This is a genomic window from Thermogemmatispora argillosa (assembly GCF_059696725.1).
Genome location: NZ_AP019377.1, coordinates 3,213,650 through 3,236,894, shown reverse-complemented (window position 1 = coordinate 3,236,894; position 23,245 = coordinate 3,213,650). Strand labels below are relative to the sequence as shown.

The following is a 23,245-nucleotide window of genomic DNA, read 5'->3' as shown; positions in this document are numbered from 1 at the left end:
AATAAGTCAGTAAGATGGTCTGCGACCCCCCAGGAGATGCCGCTCCCCCCTCCCTGCTCGCTCTGGCCCGGTTCGCTTTAGAAGTCAGCCAGATATTCTTGCTCTTCCCACTCTAGTTCGGCGGCCTGCAGACGCTGGCGCACATAGTCGCTACGGCGCGCCAGCTCTTGACGCTTAGCTTTGATGAAGATCTCGGTGAACTGCATACCCAGCAAATCGCGCAGAGCTGTGTCGGCCTCCAGATGGAGCAGCGCCTCCTCTAGCGTAGCCGGCAACGGCGCAAAGCTCTCGTGCTCTTCTGCCGGGCCTTCCGCCAGGGCCGGTGGCAGCGCTTCCTCTTCGATGCCGAGCAGGCCGGCGGCAATGGTAGCGGCCAGAGCCAGATAAGGGTTGCTCATGCTGGAAGGGGCCCGGTTTTCGATATGGGTGCCGGCATCGCCTGTATTCTTGACGCGCACCAGGGCGGTGCGATCATCAAGACCCCAGCTGAGATTGACGGGCGCAAACGAATGGTGCAAATAGCGGCGGTAGCAGTTTGGGGTGGGGGCCAGCAGCGCCAGCGCGCCCGGCATATGCTTGATCAGGCCGCCAATGAAACGGTAGGCCAGCGGCGAGAGGCCGTGCTCATCGCTGGTGTCAAGAAAAGCGTTGCGCCCGTTGGCATCGCGCAGGCTGAGATGGACATGGGCCCCCGAAGAAGACTGGTCGAGGAAAGGACGAGTCATAAAGGTGGCATGATAGCCTAGTCGACGGGCTATCATTTTGACCCCATTCTTGAAGGTATAGCCATAGTCTCCGGCGATCAGTGCATCCTCAGCATCGTAGGTGATTTCATACTGCCCGGGGCCATATTCACAATTGCAGGTCAGCATCTGCAAGCCCAGTTCGGGTAACTGATCCATGATTTGCAAAGGCACCGGGCAGGCGACGTTGCGCTGCGTGTGGAAAATATGGAGCCGGTCAAAAACAGGTTCCTTGCTTAGGAGATCCTGCAACAAGTAAAACTCATACTCGATGGCCGTATGGGCGCGATAGCCCAGGGCCGCCAGGCGCTCCAGGACACGGCGCAATACGTAGCGCGGGGCCGACTCTACAGGCGAGCCATCTGGCCAGAAGGCATCACAAATCACCCGGGCGCTGGCATCCAGCCAGGGTACGACTGCTGCGGTTGTCAGATCGGGACGCAGCACGGCATCGCCGTAGTTGCGCTCTTCGCTTTGATAGGTGCCGGGCACCAGGTTGGTGCCTGAGTCGACGGTCGTCATAACGCCGATCATGCGTAAGCCATCGCGGGCAAACTGCTCCCAACGGCTCAGAGGCACAATTTTTGAGCGTGCCATACCATGCATATCGGGCAGCTCGAAGACCACATGGCGGATGCCTCGCTCCTGCCAGCTCCGGCTGAGTTCTTCAATGGTTGCCAGATCGGAAATAGGCACTGCGGACATCAGATCCTCCCAACGCGATTCTCGGGGGCTCTTCAACAGGCAGCTTGCTCACCGCTAGCTGTCTGTCTCCCAGGACAAACTTTATTATTGCTGATCCATCTGATCTTGACAACGCTTAACCCAGTTAAACGGCCCTTTTGGAGGGGCCTCCCCAGATCTGCTAGCTGCCGTGCCGCGCGCTACGAGCTGGGCCTGTTTTTCATCATTTAATCAATATGAGTGATAAGAAGCAAAAGATCTATCCCTTGGACGGAGCGCGATCCTTGCCCAAGGGATGCTAGAAGGGATACAATACAGGCTAGTTCCTTACTTGCGCACACAGGGCGGACCGATCTGGTTGAACGACCGATCAGGTTAGGGCAGCAGCCCGGAAAGGAGACGCATCGATCATGAGCACGACTCATGTCGCTGCTCCACTCTTTCAGCTTCAGCAGCTAGACCTTGAACTTGAGCGCCTTGCGTCGGAGCGCCAGGGCATTCTGCAAGCCCTGCGCGAAAACCGCACACTAGCGAAGCTACGCCAGGAGCTTGCCAACGCTCGGCAACAGTTGCAAGCCGGGCAGCAGGCCCAACAAGAAGCGGAGTGGACGCTAGAGGGGATCAGCCGCCGTCTGCAGATGCTGGAGCAGCGCCTCTACAGTGGCAGCATTACCAATCCCAAAGAGCTGACCAGTCTTCAGCAGGAGGTGCAGCACCTGCGGGCCCAGCAGAGCCGTCAGGAGGAACGTACGCTCGAGGCGATGGATCTTCTGGAGACACTGCAGCAGCAGGTCGCTCAACGGGAAGAGGAGTTACGCCGGGCCGAAGCGGACTGGGAGCAACAGAGCGCCGTCCAGCGCGCCCGCCTTGATCAGCTTGAGCAGCGGCGCCGTACCCTGGAAGAGCAACGCGCCGCGCTGGCCAGTTCTCTCGCCCCTGATTTGCTGAGCCGCTATGAGACCTTGCGCCGCACCCGCCAGGGCCGCGCTATCTCGCGCGTCGAGCAGAATGCCTGCCAGTGGTGCCGCGTTCTCCTGACCTCCAGCGAGATACAGCGCGTGCGGCTAGGGACCGAGATCCAGACGTGTAGTAATTGCGGTCGCATTCTCTTTTACGATCGCTAGGCGAGCCACTTGCTCTGGCTCGCGTTGTCAGGACAGAGGCCCTGAGCGCTGCCCGCGAGTCCCCCTCATTGTAGGAGAGAACAGCAACGGGCCTTGAGATCGGGCCAGGGCCGGGCCAGCGATAGCGCCAGTACCTGCGGAGGTTGCGAGAGGATGGTAATGGGGCAGGTCACTCAGAAGAAACAGTTAGGGGTTGCCAGGTGAGCGGGGCGGCGTCTCCGCGCATGGGGCAGAGGCGTGCGTGATTGCAAGACGCCTTTGATCGCCCGCTCACCGGCCATCAGAGCAGATTCGCAAGCACAGACATGAGAGTAAAGCTTTCCTGGTCCTTGTCTGACCAGGAGCACGAGGCGACTAGTTTGCCTTAATGATCACTGTCGTGCCCACCGGCGCCCAGTTATAGAGCCAGGCCGCGGCCTTCACTGACATCTCGACACAGCCATGCGATCCCCACGTCCAACCGGCCACAGGATCATAGTGCCAGCCGTTCGTGCCGGGGCCAAAGACTCCATGCCACCAGGCATCATGGAGGAAGTAGCCATCCCAGTCAAATTCCAGGGCATAGTTGATGAACGTCGGCGGGTAGTAGTAGGGCGAGCCAGGCGGCCAGGGCGAATAGAAGGTCGTCGGATGCAGCTTACGCAGCACATGGAAGGTGCCCGTTGGAGTTGGCAACGAGGGCCGGCCCGAGGTGATTGGCGTATTAAAGACCTGCTTCCCATTTTCATAGGCATAGAGCCATTGCTTTGACAAAATGACCACAATCACTTTGCCGCTGCCATAGGGATTGGCCTGACTACTGCTTTGGGCATGGACGACCAGGCCGCTATAGATATAGAGAGGGGCACTATTGAGAGGGCTAATGCGATACCAATAAGGGCTGCCCCAGACGTTCTCTCCTACAACACTCGCATAGACAGTGACGCTTGTATTCGGTGCATAGACTTGGACAACTGCATAGTGAGTGCTCGGACCTCGACGCACATTCGACCAGTTAATGGTGATGCCCTTCCAGGTGGCTGCGGCCTGGGCGGTCGCACTAGCGCCGGGGAGGGGAGCAAGTGATAAGGTCAGTGCTGCGAGGGAAGCGAGCAACACGAGAAGGGCCATCTGTTTACGCAGAATTGCTCGCATCATATCCTCCAATTTGTCAAGCGCAGCTGTGCTTGCTGCTGTCCAGTATATGCGAAGCATAGCTGGCAAGCAAGAGTCAGCAAATCATCATGTATCACCGTATTGCATAGACGGTACCTTCTGGTCAGGGATACCTTTCTTGAGGAGCAACTCTATGCGGAGGAGCCTGATCAGGAATCAGCAGCAGCAGCATAAAGAAGGACGCCCGTACTGGGCGGGCGCCCCTATTGATTGCCTATCATGACAGATACGACGCTGCGACTGGCCGACTGGTCGAATGACTGTCAGTCGCTGACCGCCGTGAGGCGCATGGAACAAGCCCCATATCTGCGCGCCTTCTTCTAGCTGTTGCCCGCCATACCCTCAGCCAAGAGCAGAGGAGTCGCTTGCCAGTCGCCAGCCATTAAGCGACCAGGCAGGGGAAGGAGCAGCCTGCATGAGCGGGGAGGAAGGTGGGAAGGCGAAGCAGCCAACGCCGAAAAGCGCGACCACCCACCTGGCCACGCCCAGCCACAGCAGTCAGGACGAGCCTGCATCTGTCATCCAGGTGAGCAGCTAAAAGAGCGAGAGCTGCTGTGGCGGCTCCTCCTGGGGGTGGGCAGTCTGCGAGCTGGCGGCGCCAAGCTTTCCTTCCGCTGCCAGGCGTTCAGCTTCAGCCAGCACCACCGGGAGCTTCTTAAAGTCCTGGCGAATCGTCTCTTTCAGGCTTGCCTGGTGGAGGCCAGCAGCCGGATGATACATCGCCATGCAAATATAGCCATCCTTTTTCTGGGCCTTGCCGTGAATCGCGCTGATCTTTGCCGTGCCAAAGAACTTGGCCATCGAGTAGCGTCCTAGTGTCACTATGACCAGCGGCTTGATAGCGGCAATCTGGCGATCCAGGTAGTCGTTACAGGCGCTGATCTCCTCGGGGAGGGGATCACGATTGTCGGGAGGGCGGCACTTCACCACATTCGTAATAAAGACATCGGAGCGCTTGAGATTAATGCTCTGCAGCAACTCATCGAGGAACTGGCCAGCAGGCCCCACAAAAGGCCGCCCCTGCTTATCCTCATGATACCCTGGCCCTTCACCGATGAAGAGGATACGGGCATTCGGGGGACCTTCGCCTGGGACAGCCTTCGTTCGTCCCTTACAGAGGCCACACTTAGTGCAGACAGAGACCTCCGCAGCTATCTCCCGTAGAATCTCCTCTGACGACATAGATACCTCTCTAGTATAATACCTTGCTTGCTATCGGCGCAGGTCGCTTTCGGATTGACAACCATTATGGAATGTTTCAGCCCTCGCCGCAAGAGGCTTAGGACCTGCAGGTACTTCTGTCCAAAACAGGCAGGGGAAGCCAGGCAGTACGCCCGGCTGAGATCAGCTCTGACTGCGTCATCACTGCTGCTCATGCCGCCTGCAGCCAGGACCAGGCCGGGCGGTCCAGCCACGCCAAGCGCAGCAGCCCGGTCAGCGAGCCCCAACGGGGGAGGGCGCGGCTCTTCTCTAGCAGGAGAAGCGGCAGCCAGACCGAGCCAGCGAGCCAAAAAGCAAAGAGGAGGGTAGCCTGCTGAAATCTGCTTCCAGCGGGGCCCCTCCTTATAACAGGCGCTAACGACGACTTGTCAGCGTCAGCGGCTATGCGCTTAGCTTAAGGTGCTGCAGGTGGCGGCTGGCTGATACCTCGCCCCCTCCTGGCGCGAAGAGCAGTCCAGGCTACCACCGGCGCTCGTTGGAGCGAGGACCGAAGCCGCTATCGCGCCGCGAACCACCCGAGCCACGGCCAGGACCGCCTGAGCCTCCGGGGCCCATCGGGCGACGCTGTCCGCCGCCGAAGTTGCCACTATTGTAGCCCGGAGCGCGCCCGCCGCCACCGCCACGCTCAGAGTAGCCGCCGCGCTCGCGACTACCACCGCCGCCGTAGTTGACATTACGACCGGGAGCCGCCAAATCGCGGTCACGTCCGCCGCCATAGCCACCGCCGCCGCGGCCAGAACCACCGCGGTCGCGTCCGCCACCACGGCTGGCAGCGCGATCACTCTCAAGCTCGGCCTGTGAAGGCAACTCACCACTGAGAGCAGCGCGACGCGACAGATTGATGCGCCCCTGCGAGTCGACCTCAATCACCATTACCGTGATTTCATCGCCCACCGAAACCACATCCTCGGGGCGCGACACCTGATAGTCGGCGAGCTGCGAGGTACGGACAAGGCCCTCCTTGCCAGGCAGGATCTCGACGAAGGCACCGAAGTCGACCAGGCGGCGCACCGTGCCCGTATAGATGCGACCGACCTCCACTTCCTCGGTCAGAGCGCGGATCGCATCCATAGCCTGCTGCATCGACTCGCTGGAAGTGGCGGCGATATTGACCGTGCCGTCATCCTCGATATCGATCTTGGCGCCGGTCTCATCCTGGATCTTGCGCACCGTCTTGCCGCCGGGGCCGATCACCGCGCCGATCTTATCGGGATTGATCTTCATGGTCTGGATGCGCGGAGCGAAGACCGACAGCTCCGGGCGCGGAGCATCGAGGGCATCAAGCATCTTCTCCATGATATACATGCGGCCCTCGCGCGCCTGCTCCAGGGCCTTGGCCATAATATCGTAGCTAATGCCCTTGACCTTAATATCCATCTGGAGAGCTGTCACGCCATCGGCGGTACCGGCGACCTTAAAGTCCATATCGCCCAGAGCATCTTCGATCCCCTGGATATCGCTCAGCACAGCCCATTTACCAGCACGCTCACCCTCACCGGTGACCAGCCCCATAGCCACGCCGGCCACAGGGGCATGGATAGGCACGCCGGCATCCATCAGCGCCAGCGTTGTACCGCAGACCGACCCCATCGAGGTCGAGCCATTGGACGAGAGCACATCGGAGACCGCCCGGATCGTGTAGGGGAACTCCTCCTGAGAGGGAATCACCGCCAACAGAGCGCGCTCAGCCAGCGCCCCGTGACCAATCTCGCGACGGCCAGGACCGCGCAACGGCCTTGTTTCACCGGTCGAGAAAGGCGGGAAATTATAGTGATGCATAAAGCGCTTGCTCTCGCTGGGGGTCAGTCCATCAAGGATCTGCTCCTCACCCGGCGACCCAAGCGTCACCACGCTCAGCACCTGGGTCTGACCACGCGTAAAGAGGGCTGAGCCATGCGTACGCGGCAACAGACCGACCTCGCAGGTGATCGGGCGGATCGTCTTCAGATCACGGCCATCCGGCCTGATCCCATAGTCCAGAATCTGGTTACGCACATAGGTCTTCAGCTCCTTCTCGTAGAAGGCCATAATCTCCTTCAAGCGATCAGGATACTGAGCCCCGAGCGTCTGCACCAGCTCATTTTGAACCACTGTCAGGGCCGCTGAGCGAGCAGTCTTATCGGGATGGTTCACCGCCTGCTCCAGGCGCGGTAGCACGAACTCAGCCACCTGACGCTGTAGCTCCTCGTCAACCGGAGGCGTTTCGAAAGGCCGCTTGGCCACGTTCACGGCCTGCATGAGCTTCTCTTGCATCTTGATAATATCCTGCAGCGCCTCCTGTCCACGAATCACCGCCTCCAGCAGGATATCTTCAGGAAGCTCCTTGGCCCCGGCCTCGACCATCATCACCGCGTCCGCCGTACCAGCCACGACCAGATCGAGGCGGCTGCGATCCATCTGCGACTCCAGCGGGTTGATCACCAGCTCGTTATCGATGTAGCCCACGCGCACAGCGCCGACGGGACCGGCAAATGGGATATCGGAGATACAGAGAGCAGCCGAGGCGCCGATGATCCCCAGCACATCGGGATCATTCTCCTGGTCTACAGAGAGCACAGTGATGATAATCTGTACATCGTTGCGGTACCCTTTCGGGAAGAGGGGGCGGAGAGGGCGGTCAGCGAGGCGGCAGGCAAGAATGGCATGCTCGGAAGCCCGCCCCTCGCGCTTAATAAACCCGCCGGGGATCTTACCGGCGGCATACATGCGCTCTTCAACGTCAACGGTCAATGGAAAAAAATCAATGCCTTCACGAGGCTCTTCACTGGCTACGGCGGTCGCCAGGATGACAGTATCGCCATAGCGCAGCAGCACTGCGCCATTGGCCTGCTCGGCCACTCGTCCGGTTTCAATGCTCATGACGCGACCGCCTATGACGGCTTCTTGACGATGGATCATAGTTCCTCCGACTACTATACACCCCTTGGCTGGACCGTAGACCTGGAAACTCTCCTTGCTTCACGGGGACATAACGGGGTGCGTGTGAACAGACAACTGACCGACTACTTACTACTACTACTACTTCTACTCTTGCTCGCAACGATAACCTGAATGAGATCCCCTGCCTCTGCTCTTTCCTGACTGGCTGTCTGACTTCCTTCCGAACCGCTACAATGAGCGAGCGAGTAAGAAGAAGGAAAGATACCGCGCTGCTTTCAGCCCCTTAGTTGCAAACACGTGTTCCGACCGGGCGATCGATCGCTCGACCAGTGATCATTCGCTTAAGATGCACAGATTATCGAATTCACTGTGACTTGACTACTGGTAGCGGTGCCTCTCTGGCCAGCCAACTAACGGGGCGCTAGCTGGCAGGCCATCAATATTCTGCTCCTGAACCAGGTCCCATAGCAAGCGGAGGGCGCAGTGCCTGGTGGGAAGAACATTCCGCCGCCTTCTGAAGCTGCTTCTGCTCTCGTCTTAGCCAGGCAAAACGAGAGAGATAAGAGAGACCGCTCTTGTGGTGCCTACTCCTATCCTACATTGGCAGCTCACAGCTGCAGGCGCGTTGCAGCCTCGCTCGGCAGACGGCCATCAGAGACACAATTATGCGACAATTACCAATTACAACATATGAGATCCCAGATCGACGACAACACTCACAGCATGATCTTCAGTGCAGTGCCTAGCCCACGACCTGCAGGATGCTGGCACCGACCCCTTCATCCTTGCTTGTCTTGCGTTCTTCCTCCCCCATATGAGGGAGCCATTTACCGGAGTGAAGCACCCTGCCCGCACCTGATCCCAGGCGGAGGCAAGCCTCTCCTTGCCAGCGCTGTCCAGCCCGGCTGTCTGACTGAGATCGCCCGCCTGCAGAGGCTCTGCGAGGCTGGGGAGGAAAGAACGTCACGAACAGATTTCACCCAGCGACCAGCCGAGCGAGCGGTCGGCAAGTGCTATGCAAGAGCGCACTCTTGCTCTCCTCTCTTCCATCCTCCTGTCGGCTTGTGCTTCCACTCTCACCTTTGCCCTGACAAACAGAGGGACATCCGCGAGGCGAGTCAGCGAAGGAGGAGCCAGAAGCCATGCCGACCGACCGCTTGCAAGATGAGGGCATCTCGCTCTCGCTAGTGGCGTAGACCGAGCTTCGTGATCAGCGCGCGATAGCGCTCCGGACTTTTACGGCTGAGATATGCCAGCAAGCGACGCCGCTGACCAACCAGCATCATCAGGCCGCGGCGAGAATGGAAATCGTGCTTATGGATCTTCAGATGATCGGTGAGCTGATTGATACGTGCCGTCAGCAGCGAGATCTGCACCTCGGGTGAGCCGGTATCGGCCTCGTGAATGCGAGACGAAGCGATGATTTCGGCTTTATCCTCGCGAGTCAATGCCACCCTCTGTTTCACCTCCTCAGAGCAGGCTCAGGCGAGATTACGTACTATTAGGTGTTCAGCAGGTTTAACAGCTGTTCTGACGAGGGTCTCTCAACCTGAGTGATCTAACTAATCCTGGATGATACACCCATGCATTATATCACGCTGGTTTGCCAGCGTCTAGATACCCCCTGACGCTTGCCGCCGTGAGCAGCCGGCCTCTAAGCTTACAGGCTCCCATGAGCAAGCAAGCGTGAAGCCAAGTCCAGCCTGGCTCACAAGCGCCGTGCTCCCTGCCAGCTCGCCAAGCGGCAATGGCAGGGACGGCGAGAGGGTGCACCCACTGGAGCGGCTGCCAATAAGGGATGGGGGCATCCTTCGCTCCGCAGGCGCGCCCTCTCTCGCCCGGTCAGGTTCCGAGAAAGCCTCCCTTTGCTGCCAGCTTACTTGATGGTAACCTTGGCCCCTACCTCTTGCAGCTTGGCCGCAATCTGCTGGGCTTCCTCCTTGGAGACGCCCTCCTTGACCGGCTTGGGTGCCCCCTCGACCAACTCCTTAGCCTCCTTGAGGCCGAGATTGGTCAGCTCGCGCACCACCTTGATGACCTTAATCTTTTCAGCGCCGACCTCGCTCAGAATCACGTCGAACTCGGTCTTCTCCTCTGGCTGAGCCGCCGGAGCTGCCTCAGCCGGGGCCGCGGCGGCTGCCGGAGCCGCAGCTACTGCGACCGGGGCCGCACTGACACCCCACTTTTCTTGAAGCTGCTTGGTCAGCTCCACTAACTCTAAGACATTCAGCTTTTCAATCTCAGCAATGATGCTCTCGATGGACATGGAGCAACCTCCTTGGATTCCTATGGTCTCAGATAGCTTCTTGACTAGATAAGGCTCGCTATACCATCAGGCAGACTCTGACTGTTGCTGCTGCTGGAGCTGTTCTGCGCGTGCCTGCAATACGTAGCAGAGATCGCGTAGCGGGGCAGTCAACAGGCTGTAGGCTGTAGAAAGCGGTCCTTGCAGGCCACCCACTAGCTGCGCTTGAGCAGACGCTTTGCCACCGCTGATCTTGGCGAGTGTCTCAACACGCTCAGGCGTTAGCTGACGTCCTCCCAGAATCGCCGCTTTGAGCACCACCACGTTCGAGTTCTGCACGTAATCGGTGATTGCCTTGGCGGCGGCCACTTCATCATCGTAGCCGAATGCTACAGTCGTCTGCCCATGAAAGAGGTTGGGGTCAACCTCCGTCATCTGGTTGCGCTGAGTAGCCAGACGCAGCAATGTGTTTTTGGCTACCTGCACCTCGACATTCATCGGGCGCAGTTTGCTGCGCAGCTCGTTCATTTCCTTGACCGACAGCCCCTGCGTCTGGATCAGGATGGCAATCCGCGCGCGCGCCAGCTTGTCGGCTAGTTCTTCGATCTTTGCCGCCTTTGCCGGTGTAGGCATGCCGCTCTCCCCTCCTTTCCTTATGGACTCTGTTTGCTTACTTGCTTGTTTGTTCTACCCTGTACCATAGCGGAGACTTGCTTGCCGCTTAGCTCCCCTTGCTTTGAGAAAGGAGCGTCTGCTACGTTAGCTCTCTTCGGCAGTCCAGGCCCATAGAAGGACACGCCAGCCTGGCCTGTAGCGCCAGGACGAATATGGGCCTCTGTCGCCCGGGGCGTAGTCCACAAAGTGGCCCACAAGAGAGCATAAGAAAACGGGCCTTCAGCACTGCACCGAAGGCCCGGAGGCAAGCTTACGTTGGTAGCAGCAGCGGTGGATGGTTCACACGTGCGCGCAGGAGACGCGGAAGCGGCCCGACCGGAGGCCAGGCAGCTAAGAGAGCGCAGGTCGCACGCGCGTTGTCACCCTTTCCCCTCTGCCCTGTCCTACCCTGCCAGGCAAGGCCAGACCGATTCACTCGTAGGCTGGTCAGGGACAGAGCACGCTCCTCGGCAAGCTGATACCGTGCGGTATCATTTACATGCCCCGGGCATACTTGCTGTCTTCGGTCGCAAAGGTTACAGGCTGTTCAGATTATAGGCAAGAGACGAAGGCCCCGTCAAGACGATGCTCCAGCCGAAAGCTGAGGCCGCCTCTCTTATGGATCTACCCGTCTGCTTAGTCGCCCGCTCCTTGCCCAGCAGACTCGTCGTCTCAGCTAAGGCCAGGAGCATTAGCTAGACGCGCAAGGATAGAGCCGACTGGAGATCCAGCGGCACGCCTGGAGACATTGTCGAGGCCAGAACAATATTGCGAATGTAGGCCCCCTTAGAGCTGGCGGGCTTGGCACGCATGACCGCATCGATCACAGCAGCCACATTCGCTAGCAGGGCTTCATCACTAAAGGAGAGTTTGCCCGCCGGCACATGCAGCAGCGCTGTACGATCGACACGGAACTCCACGCGTCCGGCTTTTGCTTCGCGGACAGCGCGGGCTACATCCATCGTGACGGTTCCTGTTCTGGGATTCGGCATCAAGCCGCGGGGACCGAGCTTTCTACCGAGACGACCGATTCTGGGCATGACATCCGGCGTGGCGATCGCCACATCGAAGCCCAGCCAGTCATTCTCAATCTGCTTGATCAAATCATCAAGACCAACGAAATCGGCTCCCGCAGCTTCGGCCTCGCGAGCCTTTTCACCTTGGGCGAAAACCAAGACTTTGACCTCTTTACCGGTGCCCGCCGGCAGCAAGGCCACCCCGCGCACCATCTGATCAGCGTGCCGCGGGTCAACCCCCAGGCGCATATGCACCTCAAGGGTCGGGTCAAACTTGACATAATTCATCTTCTTGAGCAGGGCAATGGCCTCCTGGGGCTGATAGAGCTTGCCCGGCTCAAGCAACTTCAACGCTTCAAGATACTTCTTTCCGTGCTTTTTTGGCATGACTTAAGCCCTCCTCGTGGCAATCTACCGCAGTGACTGACGGGCCCATCTTGATAGGCTTGTAGCGACCTTGCCGGACTGGCCCGCTCACACAAGCCAACCGGAGCCGAAAGCTTAACCCGGCGGCAAATAGTGGGTAAAGCAAGGCAACGGCGGCCAGCCCTTCCATCCCTTTCAGCCAGGTCCAGCCTGCCGAGTCAGCCAGGACAGCCCTCACGGCCACGGAGCAAACCAACGCAGACAGCCAATCCGCTAGCTTGCCTCGTTGGCACCACATCCCTGGCTCCGGCCTCCAGCCGGCCAGGCGGAGAAAGAAGAAGCGAACGACGCCGCTGCTGCTCAGACAATGGTGATTCCCATGCTGCGGGCCGTACCCTCAACGATGCGCTCAGCGGCCTCAATATCGTGGACATTGAGATCCTTCATCTTGAGCTGAGCGATCTCACGCAGCTTCGCACGGTCGATTGTCCCAGCCTTGGTTCTGCCAGGAGTGCCGGACCCTTTTTCGATCCCTGCCGCCTGCTTCAGCAGGAACGTCGTCGGCGGCGTGCGTGTGACAAAGGTGAAAGAGCGATCCTCGTAGATCGTCACCTCGGCGGGGATAATCATCCCTCGCTGGCTTTCCGTGCGCGCATTATACTCCTTACAGAAGGCCACAATATTGATGCCCTGTGAGCCAAGCACCGTACCGACCGGCGGTGCGGGCTTAGCCTCACCGGCAGGCAGCTCCAGCCTGATCACAGCTTTGACACGTTTTGCCATTGTAACTCCAGCTCCCTCAACAAGCGACAATCGCAAAGTGAGTGCGGCCCACGCCAGCCCTCATCAGCAACTGGCATGAGCGACGACGCCCGGGCCTGACGGCAGACAGCGCCAAAGCGGTTCCGGCGGGGCCGGAGCGCCCGGCGAGCTGCTTGCCAGCCCGTTGGGCGTCGCCTTACCTGTATGCATGCATGCATGAAAAAGTGGGAGGTTTAGCTCAACCTCCCGTTGCTCTTATTGATCGTTAAATCTTCTCGACCTGGAGGAAATCCAGGACCACCGGTGTCTCTCTCCCGAAGAAGGAGACAAGGACCGTCACTTTATTGCGATCCATATTGATATCACTGACGGTCCCAATGAAATCAGTAAAGGGGCCGTCAATGACACGCACGCTTTGACCTTTCGTGAAGCTGATTTTCGTCTTTGGCTTCTCAGCCTCTTCAGCAACCTGCTTCAGGATTGCCCTGACCTCATGTTCCTGGAGAGGCACCGGGCGCGTTCCTGATCCAACGAAGCTGGTGACCCCCGGCGTGTTGCGCACCACATACCACGATTCCTCGGTCAAGATCATCTCGACCAGCACATAGCCAGGGAAAACCTTGCGCTGCACCGTCCGCCTCTGCCCCTGCTTGATCTCCACCTCTTCTTCCATTGGCACGACGACCCGAAAGATCTTATCGCGCATATTCATCGAGGCAATGCGCGCTTCGAGATGGCTCTTGACCTTATTTTCGTAGCCGGAGTAGGTGTGGATCGCATACCAGGCGCGCTCTCCAGCACCAGGGCTACCTGACTTCGACAGCGCGGCGCTGAACCGCGATTCCGAGCCAGCCCGTTCCTTTGGATTTGGGTCATCAGCAACCATGGTTTTTCCCTCTTGCTTATTGCCCAGCTAAACCTAGAATCCTACCCACTGGCCCACTGGCAGTGCGGCCATTGGGAGGTCTTCATCCATTGCCGTCCATTCCACAGAAATTACAACACTGAGGCGCGCGAATCTATGCTCTCCCTCTCGCGCCCATTGGCAGGCAGGCCAGCGACCTGTCCTGTACTCCCCTGGCTTTTACCACGACAACGAAGCGCGGACCAACCTCTCTCCAGGCAGGCCACGGTCCCCATCGGATCGGAACGCCCGACGCCGCCAACAACAAACGACTGCTGCCACCAGCAGGATCAGCCAAGTAGGCCGCGTTCGCTAGCTAAGTTCACCTGACTTCCTACCTACTATCGAGCAGTACCAGTGATCAGGCGGAAGAGCTGGAAGAGGCCGATATCGACCAGCCCCAGGACAATGCCGAGGGCGAGGGAGAGCGCGATCACCGCGATTGTCATATTGCGCGCCTCCTCGAACGTTGGCCAAGTGACCTTATAGCGCAGCTCGTAGTAAGCCTCATAGAGGAAGCGGAATACCTTTAGCTGGCGCAAGCGAGCAAAAACGGACGGTCTCCGTTCGCGACGTACCTCCTGACGGCCCTCACGTCGCTGCGTCATCGACTTTGACTCCTTGTGGGCAGGAGCGTCCTTCTCGCCGCGGGGCTTGGTCTGCAAAACCTCGCTTGAAGCGGAAGTAGCCTTTTTCTTGTCGGCCATTTTATTCGCCACGTTGACCCTTTCTCGATCAGGAGTGATCGTTGCCCGGCTATCATCTGGTCTCGCGATGGATCGTGTGCGTGCGACAGGTTGGACAGAACTTTCTCAACTCCAGGCGATCAGGATGAGTACGCCTATTCTTGGAGGTATGGTAGTTGCGATGCCGGCAATTTGAGCAGGCAAGAGCAACAATGATGCGATTCTCTTTGCTTTTGCTAGCCATAGTTCTCCCCGTTCCGGGCTGCTCCCCTCCTTATGACAATCGATCGCAGGAGAGGCCGCCGACCGGCAAGTCACTCACTCACTCAGATATAGGTATGGGCCAAGGTCAGGAAGGGTATCAAGGACAGCCAAACCGATGTCGACGGCAGGCGCTGACTCCAGCCATGAGCTGAGCATAGCAGCATACAGGGCCAGGTCTACTCTGCCTTCCCTTCCTGACCATCCAGTCAACTGCTGCAGTCCACGCTTGTCGCTGCTGATTGCTACTATTACCTGGCGCGCGGCAAAAGGTGGACTCGCCTTCTGTTCACGCCAGGCTCTCGCAGGGAATAGCCTTAGCGGCCTGCCATAGCGTGCCGGTCAGGCAGAACCGGGCCGGATCAAGCCGCCACCACGCTCTTGCTTGACCTTGAGCGAATCGGCGAACGCCAGGAGTAGTCACACCTTGCCAGCGCTGGTCAGTATCTATAAGCCCGACCAGGCATCAGACACTGACCGAACCGACCGAGCAAGCGAGCAAGGCAGGAGGCTGGAAGGAGATTACTCCAACACCTCGGTGCAGACGCCGGCGCCGACGGTGCGCCCACCTTCGCGGATCGCAAAGCGCACCCCTTCCTCCATCGCCACCGGATAGATCAGCTCCACCGTCATGTTCACATGATCCCCCGGCATCACCATCTCCACCCCCTGCGGCAACCTCACCGTCCCCGTCACGTCCGTCGTCCGAATGTAAAACTGCGGCTTGTACCCAGACACAAACGGCGTGTGCCTCCCTCCCTCCTCCTTCGACAACACATACACCTGCGCCTTGAACACCTTATGCGGCTTGATCGACTTCGGCGCCGCCAACACCTGCCCTCGCTCTACCTCGTCTCGCTCCACTCCTCTCAGCAGGCAGCCCACATTGTCCCCCGCCAGCCCCTCATCCAGCGTCTTGTTGAACATCTCCACTCCCGTCACCACCACCGTCCTCACCTCATCGCTGAACCCCACAATATCCACCTGATCATTCACCTTAATCTTCCCTCGCTCAATCCTCCCTGTCACCACCGTCCCTCTCCCCTTAATCCCAAACACATCCTCGATCGGCATCAGGAACGGCTTATCGATCGGCCGCTGCGGCGTCGGAATGTACGTATCCACCGCATCCAGCAGCTCCCAGATACAGCGCGCATCCGGATCGTTGCGCGTCAGGTCCCCCTTGCTCTCCAGCGCCTTCAGCGCCGACCCCCGGATCACCGGCACCTCATCCCCCGGAAACTCGTACTTCGACAGCAGCTCCCTCACCTCCAGCTCCACCAGCTCCAGCAGCTCCTCATCCTCCAGCATATCCACCTTGTTCAAAAACACCACCATCGCCGGCACTTCCACCTGTCTCGCCAGCAAGATATGCTCTCTCGTCTGCGGCATCGGCCCATCCGGCGCGCTCACCACCAGGATCGCCCCGTCCATCTGCGCCGCCCCGGTGATCATGTTCTTGATGTAGTCCGCGTGGCCCGGGCAGTCCACATGCGCATAGTGGCGCTTCTCCGTCTCGTATTCCACGTGCGAGATCGAGATCGTGATCCCGCGGGCCCGCTCCTCGGGCGCCTTATCGATCTGGTCGAAGGCCACGTACTTGTTCACGCTGCTGGGCAGCACCCGCGAGAGCACCCGCGTGATCGCCGCCGTCAGCGTCGTCTTCCCGTGGTCAATGTGCCCGATCGTTCCCACATTCACATGCGGCTTCGTCCGCTCAAACTTCTGCTTCGCCATAACCTCAAAGGCTCCTCCTGCAATTTGACCGTACTAGTGCAATCGAATGATGAAGAGAAACAAAAGAGCGACCTGCGCTAGACATACAGCAGCCGTCTCCTGAGCCTTGCTTCAGGCCTCGTTGCGGCACCCTCGTTTACTCTCCATTTTGCTACTGCGACTATAGCTCTTTTCAGGCGGATTGACGAGCGAGTGACCGAGCGAACGGATTGGTCAAAGAGCCAACCTGGCTTCTCTCGCTCTTTCGGATTCTTCGCCTCTTCTCAGGATGGTTATTGACGCAAGCCACCAGGAGAGGAAAGAATCTGCGAAGAAGGAGGGAAGCGGCGACGGTATCAGAAGACGGCAGCGAAACGTAGAAAGATCCGGCGCGGATATTCGTGAAGATGCATGCCTCAGAAAGCAGCAAGGCATCATCAGAAACCACGGGAGCCCGTGATGGGAATCGAACCCACGACCACAGTCTTACCAAGACTGTGCGCTACCGCTGCGCCACACGGGCCAGACAGATCATCAGCGCATTCACACCAGGCGGCGGATCACATCCTCAGCTGCCAGATTGCCAACTGACTCACCTGCCACTGCTCCACGCTCGCCCAGGTGCACCGCTGCCCTGCAGCCGCCTCTTGACCTTATCCACTCACCTGATCTGAGCGTACGCCCTGACCGAGGCACGCCGCTTTTGCGCTGGTGGGCAGTGAGGGATTCGAACCCCCGTAGGTTTCCCAGCTGATTTACAGTCAGCCCCGTTTGACCGCTCCGGAAACTGCCCACACGAAATTACGTCGGTCATCAGCCACTTGCTGTTTGGCTGACGTGTCCATTATAGCCGAAGGGGCTGTTGATGTCAAGCACTTTCTAGAAAAGGCTGTCTGGAAAGCTCGCGCTAGGAAAGTCTGGGGGCCAGCCATTGTCGTGGGCCAGTTTTGCTGGTATAATCTCCTGCGTCAAAGACAATGCGCTTCCCCACCAGCACGGGTGTAACCCTCGCGCCAGCCTGCAGCAGCTCGGCCTGATGGTGTCGAATGCTGTTTTCTGGCCAGGACGGAAAAGGACGAAGGCAAGGCAAGGCAAGGTAAGGAAGGAAGAAGGAACGAGGTATTCCCTATGGCAACAAACTGCGACTTCAAGCGCTCTTCTTTACTCGCTGAGCAGTATCAGCAGGAGATGGAGCTGATCTCTCAGGCCCTCCAGGAGGAAAGTGAGGAGGAACGCGAGGAGCGCCTGAGCCTGGTCGAGCGCTCTTGGCCTCTCACCAGCGCTTGTTTCTATGCCCAGCGCGAAAGCGGCGATGCTTCAAGCCGTACCTCCGCCGTCTCTGCTCATCGCTAAGGTTAGCATAATACCTGCCCTGTGCCAGATGCATACTGGCTCTTTTTGTGGTATCATTCTCGTTACTAAGCACTATCTCAATTTATCACGTGATGTGTCAAGGTAGGGTGTCTGGATAAAACGCTATGCCTCATCCACCAGAGTTGCCGCCTGAAGCATTGACGTATCATACGCCTGTGCAGTTCGGCATGGTATACTGGGTGAATTTTGGCTATCCCGCCCTTCCCCCCGGCATCGAGGAGAAGCGCATCCTGGACTGGCATCCGGCCCTGGTGGTCTCCGCTGAACCTTTCTGCCGCCACGCCGGCGCCGTCAATGTGGTCGCACTGACGTCCTACCGGGGCAAGCTCCGCCCCTATCACCATCTGCTCTTGAAGCGCGATTATCCTCTTCTGGATACCGATAGCCTGGTGAAGACGGAGCTTCTCTATCCTGTTCTTCGGACGTTGCTCGCAGACCAGTACGCCATCTGCCGGCTCCATGATGCCGATCTCTACGCGATCATGGGGAAGATCGCCAATAGCCTGGGCATTACGATGTACTATTCTTTGCACTGATGTTGAGGACGCAACCATCTGGTCGAGCGGCCTCCTGCTGGCCTAGCCATTCGCCTGGGTGGGCGCTCGTCCAATGGCATTCCTTCTGCTCTTTGCCAGGCTCCGCCTCTGGTTGCTGCCACTGCGCCGTGTTGCCGTGGGCCGTTGGCTGCATTGGCTGACTCTCTGGCCGTTGAGGATGCTGTGATGTTGCGTCTTCTTCCTTCTATTAGCGCTCTGTTGCAGTCGCCTGAAGGCCTGCAGTTGAGCGCCGAGTTTGGGCGCCCTTTGGCGACGCGGGCTCTGCGTCAGGTGGTGGCAGAGGCTCGCGCTGCAGTGCGCCAGGGCGCTCCCAGCCCTTCACCCTCTGACCTGCTTGCAGCCGCTCGTCGCTGGCTCTCGGCCATGCTACAGCCTTCGCTGCGTCCTGTGATTAACGCCACTGGGGTGATTATTAATACGAACCTGGGGCGCGCCCCTTTGAGCGCTGCTGCTCTGCGGGCTATGCAGGCTGTGGCCCAGGGCTATGCTAATCTGGAATATGACTTGGAGGCTGGGGCGCGTGGTTCTCGCCATGTGCATGCTTCTGCTTTGTTGCGTGAGCTAACCGGTGCCGAGGCGGCGCTAGTGGTGAATAATAATGCGGCGGCGGTTTTGCTGGCTCTTTCGACGCTGGCGGCTGGTCGCGAGGTGATTATTTCGCGTGGGCAGTTGGTGGAGATCGGCGGCGGCTTCCGAGTGCCCGATGTGATGCGCCAGAGTGGCTGCCTGCTGGTCGAGGTGGGCACGACCAACCGTACGCGCTTGAGCGATTATGCGGCAGCTATCTCGGAGCGAACTGCCCTGCTGCTGGCTGTCCACCCGAGCAATTTCCGCCTGACTGGTTTTGTGGAGTCGACGCCGATCGGTGATCTGGTGAAGTTGGCGCATGATCACGGGCTGCTGGTTATGGAGGATTTGGGCAGTGGCTGCCTGCTCCCGAGCGAGCGCTATGGTCTGGCCCATGAGCCGATGCCGCAGGAGAGTTTGGCGGCGGGTGTGGATGTGGTCTGCTTTTCTGGCGATAAGCTCCTGGGCGGTCCCCAGGCTGGGATTATTCTGGGGCGCGCGGCGCTGCTGGAGCGCATCGCTCGTCATCCTTTGATGCGGGCCCTGCGGGTGGATAAGCTGACGCTGGCCGCGCTGGAGGCAACGCTGCGCCATTATCAGCGGGGTGAGGCTGAGGAGATGATCCCGGTCTGGCGCATGATTGCGCTGCCGCTGTCGCGTTTGCAGGAGCGCGCCGGGCGCTGGGCACGGGCCTTGCAGGAGCAGGGGTTTGCGGCCAGTGTACGTGCTGGCGAGTCAACGGTTGGCGGTGGATCGCTTCCAGGAGAGACACTTCCGACGGCCCTGCTGGCTCTGGAGGGGGGCAAGGTACCTTGCCCGTTAGAGGAGCTGGCGCGTCGTCTGCGCGCTCGTCCGGTGCCGATTGTGGGCCGCATTTTGCGCGATGCGTTGCTGCTTGATCCGCGCACGGTCCTGGAGGAGCAAGATGAGGAGCTGCTGGCTGGGCTGCTGGCCTGCTTACGCGCTGAATAAGTGTGCGGTCTGGCGACTAGCTGGCGCGCTGTTCGGATGGGGCGCTGCTGAGGTTGACCTCGATCTCAGCCAGGCGCTGCAGGGCACGGCGGTCTCCCAGACGCTCTAACAGGGGACGGGCACGCTCCATCTGCTGACGGTCGCCACTGCGCTGAGCGAGGATCAGGCGCATGCGGGCGGCATGTGGGAGGTGGCCAGCGGCTTCGGCTTCGTCGATGGCCCGGGCGAGAGCTACCAGGTCATTGCTGGCCAGGGCCTGGGCAATTGCCAGGTAGAGAGCCAGCAAGGGACTGTCCCCCTCGCTCTGAATCTCCTCGGCTTCTCTCAGCAGGGCTGGCGGGGCGCTCAGGCCATGTTCGCTATAGAAGCGCAGGAGATTGAGCAGGTGTAAATAATCGCGCCGGAAGCCTTCGACGGGCATGAGCCGCGGATCGTCCTGCCGCATGGCTTCCAGCACGCCGCGATCGATCGCGAAACGCGGGTCCTCTGGCACCAGAGAGCGTACCAGGGTTGCCAGGCGCTCCCACTCTACCGTTGCTTCGCGCGCCTGCGCGACAAAGAACGCGATGGCGTAGGCATCGGCCAGCTGAGCGGTACGCTCCGCGTCGGAGCTGATCTGCTCGCGCGTGGCCTCCAGCAGGGGCAGCAGAGCGTCGATCTCTTCCCAGTGGCCGGCGAGGAAGGCCGCGATGGCGAGCGCGGAGAGCGTTTTGCTCAGGTATGGCAGAGGCAACTCCGCACGAGCACGACTGCAGGCTGTTTTGCCGAGGTCGATCACTTGCTGCAACTGGCCGAGCAAGAGGTTGGTGTAGGCGGCGCCGTTGATGGCATCGATGTACTCCTCGGCAGGCAGAGCGGGCAGGCTCAGGCGGCGCATGGCAGTGCTGATGAAGCTCTCGCTGTTCCCCAGAAAGAAGTCAAGTGCCCCCAGGGCATCGAGGGCCTCGCTCAGGGCAACCTGGTCGCCGCGCTGTTCGAAATAGTCTATGGCCTGCTGAAGCAGGTTGCGCGCGGCCTCCAGATGGGTAGGCACTTTTGCTAAGCCGGAGGCAGGCTTCATGAGCACATTCGTGAATAAGAGGCTCGCGGCCTCTTGAGGCGCCTGGGACTCGGGCAGACCTGCGCGCTGCTGGATAATCAGGCCGAAGCTGAGGGCGACGCGCAGGCGCCAGATCTCGTCTTCGTCACCAGCCTCTTCAGCGAGGGTGAGGGCCTCTTGACCCAGCCGGACGACCTCCTCTAGCGTGAGCGAGCGGAGTATGGCGAAGCGTGTGTCGCAGATGATCAGCTTGCGCAGCAGGCGCGCCCCGCTGAGGGGATCGCGCTGCTCCAGTGAGCGCCAGCGCTTCAGAGCCTCTTGATAGGCCACACGCTTCGTATCCCCCCAGTAGAAGCTGTCGCCGAGCAGCTCATAGAGGCGCACTTGCTCGTTAGGAGGGGCCAGCTCGATGGCCAGCTCCAGCCAGCGCTGGGCTTCGGCAAAGGCACCAGCACCAGCAGCCAGCAGGCCCGCCTGCTCGAAGGCGCGTAGCGCTACGGCGCTGGGAAACGGGAGGTCCTGACGAATGGCTCCTTGGCGGGCAAGGTTCAGGGCTTCGCGATAGTGATAGGCGATCAAGGGGATGTTTGCCAGCGCCGATGGCTCGTTCGCCTGCTGCTCCAGCCAGGCAGCGATACGACTGTGCAGGTGAAGGCGTTCGCCACGCGCCTGCATTGTATAAGCGACATCGCGCACGAGATTGTGTGAGAAGGTTAGGGTTTCGGCCGGCTCAGCGACTAGGAGCTCGCGCAGCAGCAGGTCATTGAGGGCCTCCTCAAAGTCCTCACTGGTCAGCCCTTCCTCCTGGAGAAAGATGGCCTGCAGCAGGGATCTGGAAGCGCTCTGCCCGGCTACCGAGGCAATCTGCAGCAGGCGGCGCGCCGGCAGGGGCAGCCGGTCAAGGCGCGCCAGCAGGCTGGCATGGACGGTATCGGGCAGGGCGATACCAGCAGGGCTGTGGCCCTGTTGCTGCAGCTCCTGCAGACCACGTACCAGCTCCAGGGCAAAGAAGGGATTGCCACCGGCGCGCTCTACGATCTCCTCGCGCAATGCCTCAGGCAGAGCCACCTCCGTCTTTGCCAGCAATGTGCGGATCTGCTCGCTAGTGAGAGGCGAAAGGGCCAGGCAGAGAGCGTTTTGCCGACCACCCCCCCAGTGGCGACGGCGCTCCAGCAGCTCGGGCCGGCTGAGCAGGATCAGCAGGAGCGGGACCGCAGCCCGCATGCCGAGCAGGGCTTCGATAAGGTCGAGCAGGCTATCAGGGGCGTGATGGAGGTCATCGACAATGATGAGGCAGGGAGCGCGCCGAGCGCAGCCTGCAATGAGCTGCCGCCAGGCGGCAAAGATGCTTGCCGGCAAAGCGTTCTGGCCGGCGCTCAGTCCCAGCGACTGCAGGATCAAAGCGGCGAGGCGCGCGGCATCCTCCTCACTATAGCCTTGCTCGCGAAAGCAGGCCTGCAGGGCGGCTCTGTCGTTCTCCGAGCCAGGTGCTGACTCGCCGTGCAGCAGACCACTGAGCAGCTCGCTCAGCGGTTGGGTCGCAGAGAGCTGGCCATAGGGCGGGCAGGAAGCGTACACGATGCGCAGTTCGGGATACGAGGCGAGCGAGTCCAGGAAAGCCGTCAGGAGGCGCGTCTTGCCGCTGCCCGCCGGCCCGATGAGCGAGAGATAGTATGGACGCTGCTCCTCGCAGGTGCGTTCAAGCAAGAGCCGCAGCTGCTCTAGATCGCGCTGGCGGCCTACAAAAGGAGGCAGCTCTAGCAGGCGCCGCGGGCGGGCGGCCTCCAAGGGAAAGGCGCGTAGCGGCTGTAGCTTGCCTTTGACAGTTACTTCGCGCGCCGGGCCAAAGAGAAAGGCAAATCTGCCTGCCTGCGCGGTGCGCTCGCTCACCAGAATCTCTCCGGGGGCCGCGCTCTGCTGCAAGCGAGCAGCGATGTTGACGGCGTCGCCTGTCACTAAGAAATCGCCCCGGCTGGTGTTGCCCGCGGCCATCACCTGGCCGCTGTTGACGCCGATGCGCAGGCGAAAAGCCGGGGGCAGCAGCGGGTCATCTGCCACAGCCTGGCGCAGGGCCAGCGCCGCGGCCAGGGCTCGCTCAGCATCATCTCCGTGGGCAAGCGGCAGGCCGAAGACAGCCATTACAGCGTCGCCTATGAACTTCTCCAGCGTACCGCCGTGGGCCGTGATCACCTGGCGGGCATGCTCGTAATAGCGGCCCATCAGCGTGCGCAGGTCCTCGGCATCCAGCTCATCGCCGAGAGCCGTTGAACCAGCCACATCGGCGAAGAGGACGGTGACCAGCTTGCGTTCTGCAGGCAT

Annotated in this window: 19 protein-coding genes and 2 tRNA genes; 5 read left to right on the top strand and 16 right to left on the bottom strand. The window is 60.0% G+C overall.

Annotation, left to right across the window (positions count from 1 at the left end; genetic code table 11):
• Positions 1-77: 77 nt before the first annotated feature.
• Positions 78-1,439: a glutamine synthetase family protein gene (locus tag AC6H1L_RS12600; protein WP_497597841.1), complete on the bottom strand. Its 1,362-nt coding sequence runs from the start codon at positions 1,437-1,439 to the stop codon at positions 78-80.
• 398 nt (positions 1,440-1,837) lie between these two features.
• On the opposite strand from AC6H1L_RS12600, the gene AC6H1L_RS12595 reads away from it, so the two are divergent.
• Positions 1,838-2,551, top strand: a complete 714-nt coding sequence (locus AC6H1L_RS12595; RefSeq protein WP_497597840.1) for a zinc ribbon domain-containing protein — start codon at positions 1,838-1,840, stop codon at positions 2,549-2,551.
• Positions 2,552-2,905: 354 nt separating this feature from the next.
• On the opposite strand, the gene AC6H1L_RS12590 is transcribed toward AC6H1L_RS12595, so the two are convergent.
• Positions 2,906-3,688 (bottom strand): L,D-transpeptidase, encoded by a 783-nt coding sequence (locus tag AC6H1L_RS12590; RefSeq protein WP_497597839.1) that lies wholly within the window; start codon positions 3,686-3,688, stop codon positions 2,906-2,908.
• A gap of 433 nt (positions 3,689-4,121) precedes the next feature.
• Between AC6H1L_RS12590 and AC6H1L_RS12585 the strand changes: the two genes are divergently transcribed.
• Complete coding sequence (locus AC6H1L_RS12585; protein ID WP_497597838.1) at positions 4,122-4,244, top strand: hypothetical protein; 123 nt, start codon at positions 4,122-4,124, stop codon at positions 4,242-4,244.
• Here the strand turns inward: AC6H1L_RS12585 and AC6H1L_RS12580 are convergent.
• The 13 genes from AC6H1L_RS12580 to AC6H1L_RS12520 form a co-directional block, all read right to left on the bottom strand.
• Positions 4,241-4,888 (bottom strand): uracil-DNA glycosylase, encoded by a 648-nt coding sequence (locus tag AC6H1L_RS12580; RefSeq protein ID WP_497597837.1) that lies wholly within the window; start codon positions 4,886-4,888, stop codon positions 4,241-4,243. The genes AC6H1L_RS12585 and AC6H1L_RS12580 overlap by 4 nt on opposite strands.
• Positions 4,889-5,386: 498 nt before the next feature.
• Entirely contained in the window at positions 5,387-7,825 is a 2,439-nt protein-coding gene (locus AC6H1L_RS12575) for a polyribonucleotide nucleotidyltransferase (RefSeq protein ID WP_497597836.1), read from the bottom strand.
• A 1,166-nt stretch (positions 7,826-8,991) separates the two neighbouring features.
• Positions 8,992-9,261 (bottom strand): 30S ribosomal protein S15, encoded by a 270-nt coding sequence (gene rpsO, locus AC6H1L_RS12570; RefSeq protein ID WP_497597835.1) that lies wholly within the window; start codon positions 9,259-9,261, stop codon positions 8,992-8,994.
• A 422-nt stretch (positions 9,262-9,683) separates the two neighbouring features.
• On the bottom strand, positions 9,684-10,073 hold the full coding sequence (gene rplL / locus AC6H1L_RS12565) for a 50S ribosomal protein L7/L12 (protein ID WP_497597834.1): 390 nt from the start codon (positions 10,071-10,073) through the stop codon (positions 9,684-9,686).
• 66 nt (positions 10,074-10,139) lie between these two features.
• A complete protein-coding gene (gene rplJ, locus AC6H1L_RS12560; protein WP_497597833.1) occupies positions 10,140-10,685 on the bottom strand; it encodes a 50S ribosomal protein L10 in 546 nt (181 codons plus the stop codon).
• A gap of 716 nt (positions 10,686-11,401) precedes the next feature.
• Positions 11,402-12,109 carry a 50S ribosomal protein L1 gene (gene rplA, locus AC6H1L_RS12555; RefSeq protein ID WP_497597832.1) on the bottom strand — a complete coding sequence of 236 codons (708 nt, stop codon included), beginning with the start codon at positions 12,107-12,109 and terminating at the stop codon, positions 11,402-11,404.
• 339 nt (positions 12,110-12,448) lie between these two features.
• A complete protein-coding gene (gene rplK / locus AC6H1L_RS12550; RefSeq protein ID WP_497597831.1) occupies positions 12,449-12,871 on the bottom strand; it encodes a 50S ribosomal protein L11 in 423 nt (140 codons plus the stop codon).
• 244 nt (positions 12,872-13,115) lie between these two features.
• On the bottom strand, positions 13,116-13,736 hold the full coding sequence (gene nusG / locus AC6H1L_RS12545) for a transcription termination/antitermination protein NusG (RefSeq protein ID WP_297163453.1): 621 nt from the start codon (positions 13,734-13,736) through the stop codon (positions 13,116-13,118).
• Positions 13,737-14,095: 359 nt separating this feature from the next.
• Positions 14,096-14,362, bottom strand: a complete 267-nt coding sequence (gene secE / locus AC6H1L_RS12540; RefSeq protein ID WP_497597830.1) for a preprotein translocase subunit SecE — start codon at positions 14,360-14,362, stop codon at positions 14,096-14,098.
• Between the two features lie 151 nt (positions 14,363-14,513).
• Positions 14,514-14,684, bottom strand: a complete 171-nt coding sequence (gene rpmG, locus AC6H1L_RS12535; RefSeq protein ID WP_297163449.1) for a 50S ribosomal protein L33 — start codon at positions 14,682-14,684, stop codon at positions 14,514-14,516.
• A 539-nt stretch (positions 14,685-15,223) separates the two neighbouring features.
• Entirely contained in the window at positions 15,224-16,438 is a 1,215-nt protein-coding gene (tuf, locus tag AC6H1L_RS12530) for an elongation factor Tu (RefSeq protein WP_497597829.1), read from the bottom strand.
• Positions 16,439-16,868: 430 nt separating this feature from the next.
• Positions 16,869-16,940, bottom strand: a tRNA-Thr gene (locus AC6H1L_RS12525).
• A gap of 186 nt (positions 16,941-17,126) precedes the next feature.
• Positions 17,127-17,210 (bottom strand) — tRNA-Tyr (locus tag AC6H1L_RS12520).
• 335 nt (positions 17,211-17,545) lie between these two features.
• On the opposite strand from AC6H1L_RS12520, the gene AC6H1L_RS12515 reads away from it, so the two are divergent.
• From AC6H1L_RS12515 to selA, 3 genes are all read left to right on the top strand, one after another.
• On the top strand, positions 17,546-17,770 hold the full coding sequence (locus AC6H1L_RS12515; protein ID WP_497597828.1) for a hypothetical protein: 225 nt from the start codon (positions 17,546-17,548) through the stop codon (positions 17,768-17,770).
• A gap of 125 nt (positions 17,771-17,895) precedes the next feature.
• Positions 17,896-18,327 (top strand): type II toxin-antitoxin system PemK/MazF family toxin, encoded by a 432-nt coding sequence (locus AC6H1L_RS12510; protein WP_052887442.1) that lies wholly within the window; start codon positions 17,896-17,898, stop codon positions 18,325-18,327.
• A 186-nt stretch (positions 18,328-18,513) separates the two neighbouring features.
• Positions 18,514-19,887, top strand: a complete 1,374-nt coding sequence (gene selA / locus AC6H1L_RS12505) for an L-seryl-tRNA(Sec) selenium transferase (RefSeq protein WP_497597827.1) — start codon at positions 18,514-18,516, stop codon at positions 19,885-19,887.
• A gap of 16 nt (positions 19,888-19,903) precedes the next feature.
• Here the strand turns inward: selA and AC6H1L_RS12500 are convergent, their stop codons facing one another.
• Positions 19,904-23,245 carry an adenylate/guanylate cyclase domain-containing protein gene (locus AC6H1L_RS12500; protein ID WP_497597826.1) on the bottom strand — a complete coding sequence of 1,114 codons (3,342 nt, stop codon included), beginning with the start codon at positions 23,243-23,245 and terminating at the stop codon, positions 19,904-19,906.